Origin of the sequence: Reyranella massiliensis 521 (assembly GCF_000312425.1) — a bacterium.
Taxonomy (GTDB): Bacteria; Pseudomonadota; Alphaproteobacteria; order Reyranellales; family Reyranellaceae; genus Reyranella; species Reyranella massiliensis.
Window position 1 is genome coordinate 5,607,400 of record NZ_HE997181.1, and the last position, 13,468, is coordinate 5,620,867.

Below are 13,468 nucleotides of genomic sequence, written 5' to 3' on the forward strand. Positions count from 1 at the left end.
GCTCTATCCGACGAGCGGACCGGACTACCAGCCGGTAGTGACCCTGAACGGCTGGACGCTGCCGTGGCGGCAGAACGGCGACTGGAAGGAATTCCATCTCGTCGCCGAGCCGGTGGAGCGCGAGATGGCCCCGGGCATGATCGCCCGGCTGTGGGGCTACAACGGCCAGAGCCCCGGCCCGACCATCGAGGCGGTGGAGGGTGACAAGGTGCGGATCTTCGTCACCAACCACCTGCCCGAGCACACGACCATCCACTGGCACGGCCAGCTCCTGCCCTGTGGCATGGATGGAGTCGGCGGGCTCACGCAGCCGCACATCAAGCCCGGCAAGACCTTCGTCTACGAGTTCGAGCTGAAGAAGAGCGGGACGTTCATGTACCACCCGCATGCCGACGAGATGGTGCAGATGGCGATGGGCATGATGGGCTTCTTCGTGGTCCATCCGCGCGATCCCAAGCTGCACCGGGTCGATCGCGACTTCGTGTTCCTGCTCTCCGCCTACGACATCGAGCCGGGCAACTACGTCCCCAAGGTCGCGGAGATGACCAACTTCAACATGTGGACGTTCAACACGCGGGTGTTTCCGGGCATCGATCCGCTGGTGGTCGCAAAGGGTGATCGCGTGCGCGTGAGGGTCGGCAATCTCACCATGACCAACCATCCGATCCACATGCATGGCTACGACTTCGAGGTGACCTGCACCGACGGCGGCTGGGTGCGGCCCGAGGCGCGCTGGCCCGAAGTCACCATCGACATCCCGGTCGGCGGCATGCGGGCCTACGAGTTCGACGCGATCTATCCGGGCGACTGGGCGCTCCATTGCCACAAGTCGCACCACACGATGAACGCGATGGGACACGACCTCCGGACGTTCATCGGAGTCAACAAGCGCACCTTCGCACGGCAGATGAAGCAGCTCGTGCCCGACTACATGCCGATGGGCAGCGCCGGCATGGCCGACATGGGCGAGATGGAGATGCAGCTTCCAGACAACACCCTGCCCATGATGACGGGCTTCGCGCAGTTCGGGGCGGTCGAGATGGGCGGCATGTTCACCGTCCTCAAGGTTCGCGAAGGGCTGGCGGCCGGCGATTACAAGGACCCCGGCTGGTACCAGCACCCGCCCGGCACGGTCGCCTGGGAGTGGAAGGGCCCCGTGCCGGCGACGACACGGGCGCCCGTTCCGGCGACCGGCGCCGCTCCCGCGGCAAAACCGGGCGAGACGCTGCGTGTCGTCAAGCCGAACGGCCACGGCAATCACAAATAATGTTCAACAAGGAGGCAACGATGAAACTTCTCGCTGTGCTCGCGACCGGTGTCGCGACGGCTTTGCTCTCGACGGCGGCCTGGGCCGATCCTGGCCACAGCCACGGAGCTGAGACGGCTTACGGAAAGCCGGGCGATCCCAAGAAACCGGCGCGCATCGTCCAGATCGTGATGCGCGAGTCCGACGGCAAGATGCTGTTTCAGCCCGACACGCTCACGGTGCGTCGCGGCGAGCAGGTCCGTTTTCAACTGCGCAACAACGGTGTCCTCGATCACGAGTTCGTGGTTGGCACCGTCGAAGAGAATCTCAAGCACATGAAGGAAATGGAGAAGAACCCCGACATGGAGCACGACGATCCCAACGCGAAGCGTCTGAAACCCAAGGGAACCGGCGAGATCGTCTGGCAGTTCACCAAGGCGGGCAAGTTCGACTTTTCGTGCCTGATTCCTGGCCATCGCGAGGCCGGCATGTTCGGCACCATCACTGTCCAGTAGAGGAGCGTCCAATGATCAGAATGTTCGTATCGGCCATGGTTGCCGTGTTGCTGGCTGCGGGAACGGCTCTCGCCGGGAATCCTCCGGTGAGCGGCGAGGTCGTGAAGGTCGACAAGGCGGCAGGCAAGATCACCATGAAGCACGGGCCCATCAAGAATCTCGACATGGATGCAATGACCATGGTCTTCCGCGTGTCCGATCCCGCCATGCTCGACAAGGTCAAGGCCGGCGACAAGGTCAAGTTCGAGGCCGATCGCGTGAACGGCGCCATCACCATCACCTCGATGGACAAGAACAAGTGAGCCGGTCTCTGGCAGCGGTGGCGATGGCCGCCGCTGCCTGGGCCGCGGCCGACACGGCAAGCGCGAGCGACCGCGAGCTTCGGGTGGTCCTCGACAGGCTGGGCTGCAGCCCGGCGAGGATCGTGCCGAAGGAAATGTCCGCATCGGTCACGCTCTACGAGGTGACTTGCCGCGGCTCCGGTCGCGTCGTGCAGGTCGCTTGCCTCGAACAGGAATGCTGGCCGCAGATCGCCCCACGCGACGACAGGCCGGGCGAAAAGGAAGAAGGCCAGTAACATGCGACGCGTTTGGAGAATATCGGCAGCCGCCGGCATTGCCGCGATTGCAGCGGGGACACTCTATGGCGTTCTCGGGGCGACGGACGGTCTCCGGATCGATCCGACCGACCGCCGCCAGACCGAGACGGGCCGGCGCCTCTATGCCGAAGCCTGCGCCTCCTGCCACGGCGCCAACCTGGAGGGGCAGCCCAACTGGCAGAAGCGGTTGCCCAACGGCCGGCTGCCCGCGCCACCGCACGATGCGTCGGGCCACACCTGGCATCATCCCGATATCGACCTGTTCCGCACGACCAAGCTCGGCCCGGCCGCCTATCCGCCAGGGTACGAGACCGACATGCCGGCGTTTGGGGAGCAGCTCAGCGATGCCGACATCGCAGCCATCCTCGCCTATATCAAGGGCACCTGGCCGCCAGAGATCCGCGCACGACACGACCGGCTGAACCGAGCGCGCTGAGGCACGGTCGCCAAATTCGCTTGTCGCCCTGTGGCCGTGAAGATTACCGTAACTCTGCGGTCGGTTCACGGAGATCGATGATGGCCGCGGAGGCGACGATGCGTTTGCGACTCGCCGGTATTCTTGGCCTGTTGTGCGTCATCGGCTCGGTCGCGCTCTCTTTTGCGCAATCTGAGTCGGGGGGCGGCATGTCCGGTCGGGCCGAGCCCGCACCGGTCGTCGTGGTCGACGTCAAGGGCGCGATCGGCGTCGGCACCGTCCACCTGATCGACGAGGCGTTCGCGCAGGCGCGTGCGGCCCGAGCGGGGCTGATTGTGCTGCGCCTCGATACGCCGGGTGGCCTGGTGACGGCGACGCGCGACATCATCCAGGCGATCCTTGCCTCGCCCATTCCCGTCGTCGTCTTCATTGCGCCAAGCGGCGCGCGTGCGGCAAGCGCAGGGACATACATCAGCTATGCCGCTCATCTCGCGGCCATGGCGCCGGGCACACATCTTGGCGCGGCGACGCCGGTGCAGATGGGAGCGCCGCCGATATCGCCGCAGCCGGAGAAACCCAAGGAAGGCGAAGGTGCGGCCGGCGGCGCCATGGAGCGCAAGATCACCAACGACGCGGTGGCCTATCTGCGCAGCCTCGCGCAGATGCGCGGTCGCAACGCCGATTGGGCGGAGAAAGCGGTACGCGATGCGGCGACTCTCACCGCCGAGGAGGCCGAGCGTGAAAGAGTGGTCGACCTGCTGGCCACGAGCGTCGCCGATCTGCTGGATCGCGTCGACGGCCGGCGGGTGCGCACCAGCGACGGCGAGCACGTGCTGGCGACGCGGCATGCACGGCTGGTCGTCGTCGAGCAGGGATGGAAGGCGCGGGTGCTGGCCGTTCTGACCGATCCCAACGTCGCCTTTATCCTCCTGATGATCGGCGTCTACGGCATCATCTTCGAGTTCATGAGCCCCGGACACATTGCCCCCGGTGTCGTCGGGGCGATCTGCCTGGTCGTGGGTTTGATGGCGCTGTCGGTCCTGCCGCTCAACCTCGCCGGTGTGGCGTTGCTGGTCGCCGGTCTGGCGATGATGGTGGCAGAGGTCTTCCTGGCAGGCTTCGGCGTGCTGGGTGTGGGCGGCGCCGTCGCCTTCCTGCTCGGCGGGCTGTTCCTGTTCGATCCGGCCGGCGCCGACATCGACCTCTCCGTCGCCTGGCCGGTGCTGATTGCGGCCGTAGCGACCAACGCACTGCTGTTGTTCGGGCTGGTCGGCATGATCATGCGCGTCCGCCGGCGCAAGGTGGTGACCGGCGCCGAGCAGATGATCGGTCTGGAAGGCGAAGTGCTCGACTGGCAGGCCGGCGAGCAAGGCGGTCGCGGCCGTATTCGCGTGCACGGCGAGATCTGGTCGGCGCGCGCCAGCCAGCCGCTCGGCGCCGGCACGCGCGTGCGGGTCGATCGTCGCGACGGCCTCACTCTCCACGTCGGCCGGATCGGGGAGAAAACGCAATGATCATGCAGACCATCGAAATCCTCGCTTGGCTTCTTCCGGTCGCGGTGATCGTCGCCATCGTGGCCATGTCGATCCGCGTCCTGCTCGAATACGAGCGCGGCGTGGTCTTCACGCTGGGTCGCCTGCAGGCGGTCAAGGGGCCAGGCCTGATCCTGATCATCCCGGTGGTGCAGCGCATGGTGCGGGTCGATCTGCGTACCCGTGTGCTCGACGTGCCGCCTCAGGACGTCATCTCGCGCGACAATGTCTCGGTACGCGTCAATGCAGTGGTCTATTACCGCGTGCTCGATCCCGAGAGAGCGATCATCCAGGTCGAGGCCTTTGACCAGGCGACCAGCCAGCTTGCGCAGACCACGCTGCGCTCGGTCGTGGGCCAGCACGAACTCGATCAGATGCTGGCCGAGCGAGACCGGCTGAACGCCGACGTCCAGCGCATTCTCGACGAGCAGACCGATGCCTGGGGCATCAAAGTCTCTAACGTCGAGCTGAAGCATATCGACCTCGACGAGAAGATGGTGCGCGCCATCGCCCGCCAGGCCGAAGCCGAGCGTCTGCGCCGTGCCAAGATCATAGACGCTGAAGGCGAGTTGCAGGCTGCCGAGAAGCTGGTTCAGGCCGGTGACATTATGGCCCGCAACCCGCAGTCCATGCAGCTCCGCTACCTCGGCACTTTGAGCAACATTGCGGGCGAGAAGAGCTCGACGATCGTCTTCCCGCTGCCGGTCGACATGCTGAACCTGCTGCGACCTAAGGAATGAGGCGATCGGATCGCGGGCCTCGTGGCTTGCCTACTGCGGCTCGATCCGAGCGATCTTCACATACTCGGCCCATTTGGCGCGCTCGTCGCGATCCTGTTGCGCGCACTGCTCCAGGGTGAGCGCGCGGGAATTAAGGGCGAATTCCTCGGCCAGGCGCTTGGCAATTGCGGGCGAGGTGATCGCTTCGTTGATCAGTGCGTTCAGGCGTTCCTGAACAAGTTTGGGGGTCGCCTTCGGCACCGCGATGGCCAGGAAGCCCGTGCTGGTGAAGCCGGGGAAGGTCTCCGCCAGGATCGGCAGATTGGGATAGAGCGGGCTGCGCGCCGGCAAGGTAACGGCGAGCGGCCGCGCCTTGTCGGCCACGACCTGGCCGCGACCGGCGGTGAGGTCGACGAACATGAACTGGATGTTGCCGGCATAGAGGTCGCTCCAGGCAGTGCCGATGGCCTTGTAGGCGACGCCCTGCCATTCGACTCCGGCGCGCTTGGCCAGCACTTCGGCCGGCACCTGCGAGCTTGCGTTGAAGTAGCCGAAGTTCAGTTTGCCGGGATTGGCCTTGGCATAGGCCAGCAGGTCGGCCAGCGTCTTGTAGGAGCTGTCGGCCGGCACCACGAGAAAGGCGCCGCTCGACCCGATGATGCCGACGACCTGGAAATCCTTCTCCGGGTCGTAACCGGGATTCTTGTACATGTGGATGTTCGCGGCGTTGGTCGAAGTCGTCGCCAGCATCAGGGTGTAGCCATCCGCCGGTGCCGACTTCACCGAAAGTGCACCGACGATGCCGTTGGCGCCTGGCTTGTTCTCGACCACGAAAGGCTGGCCAGTCTTGTCTTCGATGTACTTGCCGACGAGCCGCGCCGTGATGTCGCCCGATCCGCCTGGCGCAAACGGCACGATGATGCGGATCGCTTTGGCGGGGAAAGTTTCGGCCTGCGCAAGGGCGTTCGAGGTCGGCAGAGCGGCGAGAACGGGAAGGGCGAAGAAGCTGCGGCGAGACAGCGGCATGCGGAAATTACTCATGGCATTGCAGTTTAACGAAACGCTCGCACATGGACAGCGCGATGCCCGCAGTCCTACCTTGCAGCCATGGCAACATCTGGTCGTCCGCCGCTCGACGGCATTCGCATTATCGATTTCTCCCGCGTGATCGCAGGTCCCATGTGCACCCAAATGCTCTCCGACATGGGGGCAGAGGTCATCAAGATCGAAAACCCCGATGGCGGGGACGACACGCGCAAGGGCGCCGGCCCGCGGGCCGGCGGCGAGCAGGGCGAGAGCCACTTCTTCATGACCTACAACAGGGGCAAGAAGAGCGTGGCGCTCGATTTCGCCAAGCCCGAGGGCCAGGACGTCGTGCACCGGCTGCTCGCTTCGGCCGACGTGATGGTTGAGAACTTCCGGCCGGGCGTGCTGAAGAAATACGGCCTCGACTATCCGAGCCTGCACGCGAAATATCCAAAGCTGATCTATCTCTCGATCTCGGCCTACGGCCAGACCGGGCCGCTTTCGGATCGGCCAGGATACGACCCCGTCCTACAGGCCGAATCGGGCATGATGAGCGTGAACGGCGAGGCCAACGGCGAAGGGCTGCGCCACGCCATCGCCATTGTCGATACGATGACGGCGATCCACGCGACGGCCGCCGTCAACGCGGCGCTCTACGCGCGGCGCGACACCGGCAAGGGCCAGCATGTCGATCTCGCGCTCTACGACACCGCGCTCGCCAGCCTCGGCAACATGGGCTCCTACTATCTGATCGGCGGCGAGCAGCCCAGGCGCGCCGGCAACGGCCATTTCGCGTCGGCGCCCAACAGCTCGTTCGAGACCAGCAACGGCAAGATCTACATGGCCGTCGCCAACCAGAAGCTGTTCGGCGACACCTGCAAGGCGCTCGGCCATCCTGAATGGCTGACCGATCCACGCTTCAACACCGTGGCCAACCGGGTCGCCAACAAGCCCGAACTGACGCGGCTGATGGAAGAGGTGCTGAAGACCGATACCAAGGAGAACTGGGCGCACAAGCTGCGTCACCTGCCGGCCGGCCCGATCCGCACCATGAAGGAGGCGCTGGACGAGCCCGAAGTGAAGCGCCGCGGCATGCTGAAGACCTACAAGCACACACGCGTCGGCGACGTGCCGCTGATCGGCTCCAACTACCACTTCTCCGACACGCCGGTAGACGACACGCGCCCGCCGCCGGCGCTGGGCGAGCACACCGATCAGGTGCTGCGCGAGATAGCGGGCTACAGCGTCGCCGAAGTGGCGGCGTTGCGCGAGAAGAAGATCATCGGCTGAGCCAGAACTTCAGGATCTGGTTGGTCTCCTCGGGCTTCTCCATGGTGACGAGATGCCCGCACTGCTCGACGACGACGAGTGCAGCCGCCGGAATGGCCTTGGCCATCTCTTCGGAGAGGAACAGTGGCGTTGCCGCATCGTCGCGTCCGCACACCACGATCGTCGGGCATTTGATGCGCGGCAGATCGGGGCGCCGATCGACGCGGATCGCGGCCAGCTCTTCCTGGCGCTTGTAGATCTCGACGCCGATTTCGCCGCACATCGTCATCACCTCGTCGACCAGCGGCTTGTCGGGCAGGCGATAGGCCGGAATGAAGCGCGTCATCTGCATGCCGAGGACGAGCTCGAAGCGGCCTTCGTCGGCGAGCCGGATGCGGGCGCGACGCACCGCGCGCTCCGCTTCGTTCTGGCTGCGCATGCCGGTGTCGAGCAAGGCGAGCTTGGTTACGCGATCTGCGGCAAACTGCATGATCTCGACGGCCAGCATGCCGCCGAGCGACAAGCCGGCCAGCGCGAACTTCTCCGCAGGCATCTGATCGATCACCCAGCGCGCGGCTGTCTCCCAGGTGTCCCAGATCGAAAGCGGCGCCCGACGCCAGTCGGGCACGACGATCTCGGCCTCGCCCTCGAGGGCCGCGACCTGCGCGGCGAACAGGCGGGGCGAGCACAGCACGCCGGGTACGAGAAGCAGGGGGGTCTTGGTCATTCGTTCCTCCACGGCGAAGCGTAGCGCAGCCGTTTTGCCTGCGGTACCAATAGACCATGGCCGGTGCTTCCGTTCGCGACATCCGTCTCGACTTGTTCCGCGGGCTGGCGCTGTGGTTCATCTTTCTCGACCACATCCCGACCAACATCGTGAGCTGGCTGACTGTCCGCAATTACGGCTTCAGCGACGCGACCGAGATCTTCGTCTTCATCTCGGGCTACACTGCCGTGATCGCCTACAGCCGCATGATGGAGCAGGAGGGGTGGACACGCGCCGCCGCCCGCATCTACCGTCGGGTCTGGCAGCTCTATGTCGCCCACATCCTGCTGTTCGTGGCCTTCTCGGCGCAGATCGCCTGGGTCTCCATCGCGCGCGATACGCCGACGCTGATCGAGGAAATGGAACTGCTTGGCTTGGGGCAGAATCCCTATCGCGCGATTCTCGAAGCGGCGCTGCTGAAGTTCCGGCCGGTCAATCTCGACGTACTGCCGCTCTATATCGTGCTGCTGGCAGCCTTCCCGCTGGTATTGCCCCTGGTCGTGCGCTGGCCGTTCGCCGTGATCGCGGCCTCGGTCGGCCTCTATGCAGCGACGTGCCACTACAACTGGAACCTGCCCGCCTATCCGGACGAGAAGGTCTGGTACTTCAATCCCATGGCCTGGCAGGTCGTTTTCCATGTCGGGGCGGCCTGCGCGGTTCTGGGTCCCAAGCTTGCCTGGCTGGACCGTTTCAGAGGGCTACTGACCACCCTGGCCATCGCGTTCATTCTGTTCGCGGCCTTTATCTCCTTGTCCTGGCACTATAATCCGCTGGAGCGGCTGGTCCCACACTGGGTCGGGAGGCTGATCTATCCGATCGACAAGACCAACATCGACGTCCTGAGGTTCCTGCATTTCCTGGCCGTGGCCTGGCTGGTCCGGCTGGCGGTGCCGATCGATGCGCCCAGCCTCCGCTGGCCGATCTGGCAGCCACTTCGCAGATGCGGTGAGGCATCGTTACTTATATTCTGCATCGGCACTTTTCTGGCGCTGAGCGGCCAGGTGATCGTCGGCTACTATGAAGATTCGATCTTGTCGCAGATTATCGTGAGCATTGGGGGCATCGCGATTATGTGTCTGGCCGCCTATCTCGCTGCCTGGTCCAAGGGCGGGGGGCCGAGCGCGTCGGCACGCCGGCGCCCCCTCGCCGAGGCCTACAAGTGAGGCCGATCCTTCTTCTCCTTCTGTTGATGACCGCAGGTCTGGCGGTTTCGCCGGCCTTCGCGCAATCAATGAAGCTTTGCCGCGCCAAGCCCGAGTTGCTTGAGCTCGGCGCACCGCTGCCGGTGGCGCGCAAGGCCCTCGCCGAGCGCAAGCAGTTGCGCATCATTGCCCTGGGTTCGTCGTCGACGTCCGGCTATGGCGCCTCCAATCCGGCGTTCGCCTATCCCACGCAGTTGCGCATCGGCCTGGAGAAGGCCCTGCCCGGCGTCGATATCGAGGTGATCAATCGCGGCATCGGCGGGCAGGACGTCGAGGAGATGGCTGCGCGCATGCGCGCGGAGATGCAGCACAATCCGGCATCGCTGGTGATCTGGCAGACCGGCACCAATGCCGCGATCCGGCACATGCCGCTGGACAAGTTCGACAAGACGCTGCGCGGCGGCCTCGCCCTCGGCAAGTCGCTGGGCGCCGACTTCGTGCTGATGAACCTGCAGTATGTGCCGGCCGTCGTGGCGGCACCCGACAAGGAAGCCTACGAGAAGGTGATGGCCGACGCGGCCAAGGACTATGCCGCGGGTCTCTTCCGTCGCTACGACATCATGCAGTCCTGGTACGAGGACGGCATGCCCTACGCCCAGTTCGTGCAGCTCGACGGGCTGCACCTCAACGATTTCGGCCAGAAGTGCATCGGCAAGCTGCTGACCCGCTCGATCCTGAGTGCGCTCACTGGTCCCTGACGACAAGGAGACCGCCATGCCCCGCCGTTTTGTCGACCTCTCGATCTATCTCGAGAACGACGTGATCTCCGATCCCGAACCGTTCGGACCGAAGATCCAGTATCACAAGCACGAAAACACCGCGGCGCAGATCGCGGGCTTCTTTCCCGGTCTCAAGAAGGAAGACCTGCCCGACGGCCAGGGCTGGGCGGTCGAAACCGTCAACCTCTCGACGCACAACGGCACACATCTCGACGCGCCGTATCATTTCCATCCGACGATGAACAAGGGCGAGCGCGCCATCACCATCGACGAAGTGCCGCTCGAATGGTGCTTTCAACCCGGCGTGAAGCTCGACTTCCGCGACAAGCCCGATGGCCATGTCATCACGGCCAAGGAAGTCGAAGAGGAGCTGAAGCGCATCAACCACGAGCTGAAGCCGCTCGAAATCGTCGTAGTCAACACGCGCGCCGGCTCGCGCTACGGCAACAACGACTACGTGAACGCCGGCTGTGGCATGGGCTATGACGCGACGATCTATCTTCTGGAGAAGGGCGTGCGGCTCACCGGCACGGATGCCTGGAGCTGGGACGCGCCGTTCTATTTCACGGCCCAGAGATGGGCCAAGGACCACGATCCCTCGATCATCTGGGAAGGTCACAAGGCAGGGCGCGATATCGGCTATTGCCATCTCGAGAAGCTGCACAATCTCGAATCGCTGCCGGGCGACGGCTTCATCATCGCCTGCTTCCCGCACAAGATCCGCGGCGCGTCGGCGGGCTGGACCCGCGCCGTCGCGATCTTCGAGGAGTAGCGGCTCCTAAAGGGAGGCGGGCCGCCGCGCGAGAAAAAGCGCGAGGCCCAGCGACGCGATGGCGACGCCGGCACCTTGGCGCAGGCGACGCAGCAGGCCGGGGCGGGAGACGGCCGCGTCCCGCGCGCGGGCCGCGAGGAAAGTCGCCACGACATCGACGGCCGTGTTGAGCGTGACGGAGATCAGGCCCAGCACGACGAACTGCAGCCACACCGGGCCGACCGACGGATCGACGAACTGCGGCAGGAACGCCAGGAAGAAGGCCGCCGTCTTGGGGTTCAGTGCCTCGACGACGATGCCTTCGCGAAAGGCGCGCATCGCGCCGGTTGCCGTGACCCTAGTGTCGATGGCGATGCCGGACTCGCGGAAGCTCTTGTAGCCCAGCCAGACGAGATAGATCGCGCCTGCGATCTTCAGTACCGCAAAGGCTTCGGCACTCGCCAGCACCAGCGCGGAAACGCCGATGGCGCCGGCCGCGACATGGACAAGTCCGCCGAGCCCGGTGCCGAAGCTCGACGCCAAACCCTCGTTGCGGCCGCCCGCGAGCGTGCGGGCGGCGACATAGAGCAAGCCCGGCCCCGGCGATATCGCAATTGCCAGCGCCGCCGCGAAGAAGAGAGCGAAGTTCGCGAAATCCATGCGGCCTTACGCCAGCGGATCGGGCTCGCCCGGCGGCAGCGGCACCTCGAAGACGTTGAGCGTCATGGAGACCAGCATGTAGTAGCCGCAGACGCCGACCAGATCGACGACGCCCTGTTCGCCGAAGGCGTCGATGGCGCGCTTGTAGTTGGCGGCAGCGACCCGGTTGGTCTCGAGGTACTCGGTGACGAAGTCGTAGATCACTTTCTCGACATCGCGCTTGAAGGGCGGCGTGGCGCGCACGCGGATCGCCTCGACGATATCGGCAGAGAGGCCTGCCTCCTTGGCGAGCCGCGCATGGGCGTAGAACTCGAACTGCGCCTTGAAGTGGCGGCCGACCAGGCAGATCGCCAGCTCCGAGAGATCCTTGGGCAGCGAATTGTTGAAGCGGCAGTACTCGCCGAGCTTCTGCGCCCGGTCCGCCAGCACCGGGCTGCGCAGCCAGGGCTCGAACGGTCCGCGCAAACCGCCGCGCGGTCCGCCCAAGATGGCATCGGCCACCTGCTTTTGATCGGGCGTGAGTTTGTTCAGGTCAAGCGGAGCCAGACGCGGCATGACGTTTCCTTTGCAATGTCTTGTGTCGTGGTTAGAGCGGGCAGCCGGCGTCGCCGACGCGGTTGTTGTCGGCGTTGTCGAACATGTTGTTGATCATCGCCTCGCCGGCGCGCTGGGCATTGCTGGACTGCGTGACGCAGGAGCCGGTGGCCAGCCACAGCACCTTGCCCGTGTTCGCTTCGTAGAGCGTCAGCGAAATGCGCAGGGTCGGGCCGGAGGTCGAGGGCGTCTTGCCGTCGTAACGGCCGATCGGATTGGCCGGCAGGGTCTGGCGCGGATTGGCGCCCGGCTCGGCGTAATAGGGCTGTCCGCCGATCGTGCCTTCCGTGCGCTGGTCGCTGCCGCCCATCAGGTCGAAGTAGCTCACATCCATGCGCATGATGTTGCCGCCGGAGAAGCCGACTTCGTTGCCGCGGTTCTGCAGGCGGATCATCACCTGCCGGCGCAGCTCGCGGGAGAGGTGGGTATCCGAGGTGAGCTGCACCGCCACCTTGGCTTTGGGGATCTTCTGGTAGACCCTGACTTCGAGTTCGCCGAGCTTCGGCCCCGCACCGACGGCGCCGTAGCCCTGTGCCATTACCGGATCGACGAGCCCCAGCGTCGAGAGTGCAACGAGAGTGGCGGCAATACGCATCCTGTCCCCCAAATACCCTAGGCCGCCGCGAGCCTGCTCCACCCGGGTTCGTCCCGATCGAGCATGCGCTTCAGCGACTCGAAGTGCAGGAAGGCCTGCTGGGCCTCGCCTGCGATCTGCCGGGCTGTATGCTCGGCCATCGCGTCGTCGATATTGTGCAGCGGCCGGCCGGTCTGCATGGCCAGCACCTGCACCATCGCGGCGCGCTCGAGGTAATAAAGGTCGTCGTAGGTCTGGGCAACGGTCGGCCCCGAAACGATGACGCCATGGTTGCGCAGGAAGAGGATGTCCTTGTCGCCCATGGCGCGGCACATCCGTTCTCCCTCGTCGTTCGACAGGGCGACGCCGCCGTACTTTTCGTCGTAGGCGATACGATCCCAGTAGCGAAAGGCGTTCTGGGTGCACATCTCGATGCGTCCGTCCTGGATCGAGGTCAGGGCCGTCGCGTAGGGCATGTGGGTGTGCAGCACGACCTTGGCGCGCGGGTTGCCGGCATGGATGCGGGCGTGAATGTAGAAGGCGGTCGGTTCGACGTCGTATTTGCCTTCGATGACATTGCCCTCACCGTCGGCCATGACGATGTCGGATGGCGTGATTTCGGACCAGTGCAGCCCCTGCGGATTGACGAGGAAGAGATCCTCGCGGCCGGGCACGGTCATGCTGAAATGGTTGCAGACGCCCTCGTTCAAGCCGTGGCGCGCTGCCGCGCGCAGGGCGGTAGTGAGGTCGATCCGCGCCTGGGTGACCGGGTCGTTGGCCAGCATCGAAAGGGCTCCGTTCGTAGAATCCGTCGCGGCGCGGATGATGCGGCTTCAACCCTCTCCGGCCAAGTAAAATTGGCAAGATTCGTGCGGAAAGCCC

General features: G+C 64.9%; 17 protein-coding genes. 11 read left to right on the forward strand and 6 right to left on the reverse strand.

What is annotated here, in order from left to right:
* The 7 genes from BN60_RS27390 to BN60_RS31250 form a co-directional block, all read left to right on the forward strand.
* Positions 1–1,267, forward strand: a 1,267-nt coding sequence (locus BN60_RS27390) for a multicopper oxidase family protein (RefSeq protein WP_043284396.1), incomplete at its 5' end; no start/stop codon positions are given.
* Between the two features lie 20 nt (positions 1,268–1,287).
* The gene (locus tag BN60_RS27395; RefSeq protein ID WP_043287015.1) at positions 1,288–1,761 is read left to right on the forward strand and encodes a cupredoxin domain-containing protein; all 474 of its coding nucleotides are present in this window, start codon (positions 1,288–1,290) and stop codon (positions 1,759–1,761) included.
* Between the two features lie 11 nt (positions 1,762–1,772).
* A complete protein-coding gene (locus BN60_RS27400; protein ID WP_020699393.1) occupies positions 1,773–2,063 on the forward strand; it encodes a copper-binding protein in 291 nt (96 codons plus the stop codon).
* Positions 2,060–2,338, forward strand: a complete 279-nt coding sequence (locus BN60_RS27405; protein WP_148283538.1) for a hypothetical protein — start codon at positions 2,060–2,062, stop codon at positions 2,336–2,338. Before BN60_RS27400 ends, BN60_RS27405 begins: the two co-directional genes overlap by 4 nt.
* Position 2,339: 1 nt before the next feature.
* Complete coding sequence (locus BN60_RS27410) at positions 2,340–2,795, forward strand: c-type cytochrome (RefSeq protein ID WP_020699395.1); 456 nt, start codon at positions 2,340–2,342, stop codon at positions 2,793–2,795.
* A gap of 98 nt (positions 2,796–2,893) precedes the next feature.
* A complete protein-coding gene (locus BN60_RS31245) occupies positions 2,894–4,288 on the forward strand; it encodes an NfeD family protein (RefSeq protein WP_202949845.1) in 1,395 nt (464 codons plus the stop codon).
* 2 nt (positions 4,289–4,290) lie between these two features.
* Positions 4,291–5,046 carry a slipin family protein gene (locus BN60_RS31250; RefSeq protein ID WP_043287018.1) on the forward strand — a complete coding sequence of 252 codons (756 nt, stop codon included), beginning with the start codon at positions 4,291–4,293 and terminating at the stop codon, positions 5,044–5,046.
* Positions 5,047–5,076: 30 nt separating this feature from the next.
* On the opposite strand, the gene BN60_RS27425 is transcribed toward BN60_RS31250, so the two are convergent.
* On the reverse strand, positions 5,077–6,051 hold the full coding sequence (locus tag BN60_RS27425; protein WP_020699398.1) for a Bug family tripartite tricarboxylate transporter substrate binding protein: 975 nt from the start codon (positions 6,049–6,051) through the stop codon (positions 5,077–5,079).
* A gap of 81 nt (positions 6,052–6,132) precedes the next feature.
* On the opposite strand from BN60_RS27425, the gene BN60_RS27430 reads away from it, so the two are divergent.
* Entirely contained in the window at positions 6,133–7,341 is a 1,209-nt protein-coding gene (locus tag BN60_RS27430; RefSeq protein WP_020699399.1) for a CaiB/BaiF CoA transferase family protein, read from the forward strand.
* Here BN60_RS27430 and BN60_RS27435 read toward each other — a convergent pair.
* Complete coding sequence (locus tag BN60_RS27435) at positions 7,331–8,047, reverse strand: alpha/beta fold hydrolase (RefSeq protein WP_020699400.1); 717 nt, start codon at positions 8,045–8,047, stop codon at positions 7,331–7,333. The genes BN60_RS27430 and BN60_RS27435 overlap by 11 nt on opposite strands.
* Before the next feature lie 56 nt (positions 8,048–8,103).
* Between BN60_RS27435 and BN60_RS27440 the strand changes: the two genes are divergently transcribed.
* From BN60_RS27440 to BN60_RS27450, 3 genes are read left to right on the forward strand one after another with little or no spacing between them, the layout of a single operon-like run.
* The gene (locus BN60_RS27440; protein ID WP_020699401.1) at positions 8,104–9,249 is read left to right on the forward strand and encodes an OpgC domain-containing protein; all 1,146 of its coding nucleotides are present in this window, start codon (positions 8,104–8,106) and stop codon (positions 9,247–9,249) included.
* Positions 9,246–9,986 (forward strand): SGNH/GDSL hydrolase family protein, encoded by a 741-nt coding sequence (locus tag BN60_RS27445; protein ID WP_020699402.1) that lies wholly within the window; start codon positions 9,246–9,248, stop codon positions 9,984–9,986. The genes BN60_RS27440 and BN60_RS27445 overlap by 4 nt, the downstream gene beginning before the upstream one ends.
* 16 nt (positions 9,987–10,002) lie before the next feature.
* On the forward strand, positions 10,003–10,779 hold the full coding sequence (locus BN60_RS27450; protein WP_020699403.1) for a cyclase family protein: 777 nt from the start codon (positions 10,003–10,005) through the stop codon (positions 10,777–10,779).
* Between the two features lie 6 nt (positions 10,780–10,785).
* On the opposite strand, the gene BN60_RS27455 is transcribed toward BN60_RS27450, so the two are convergent.
* The 4 genes from BN60_RS27455 to BN60_RS27470 are packed head-to-tail and all read right to left on the reverse strand — an operon-like array spanning position 10,786 to position 13,413.
* The gene (locus BN60_RS27455) at positions 10,786–11,418 is read right to left on the reverse strand and encodes a LysE family translocator (protein ID WP_020699404.1); all 633 of its coding nucleotides are present in this window, start codon (positions 11,416–11,418) and stop codon (positions 10,786–10,788) included.
* Between the two features lie 6 nt (positions 11,419–11,424).
* A complete protein-coding gene (locus tag BN60_RS27460; RefSeq protein ID WP_020699405.1) occupies positions 11,425–11,973 on the reverse strand; it encodes a carboxymuconolactone decarboxylase family protein in 549 nt (182 codons plus the stop codon).
* A 31-nt stretch (positions 11,974–12,004) separates the two neighbouring features.
* Positions 12,005–12,607, reverse strand: a complete 603-nt coding sequence (locus tag BN60_RS27465; RefSeq protein ID WP_020699406.1) for a hypothetical protein — start codon at positions 12,605–12,607, stop codon at positions 12,005–12,007.
* Positions 12,608–12,624: 17 nt separating this feature from the next.
* On the reverse strand, positions 12,625–13,413 hold the full coding sequence (locus BN60_RS27470) for an aldolase (RefSeq protein ID WP_342626634.1): 789 nt from the start codon (positions 13,411–13,413) through the stop codon (positions 12,625–12,627).
* Between the last annotated feature and the right edge of the window lie 55 nt (positions 13,414–13,468).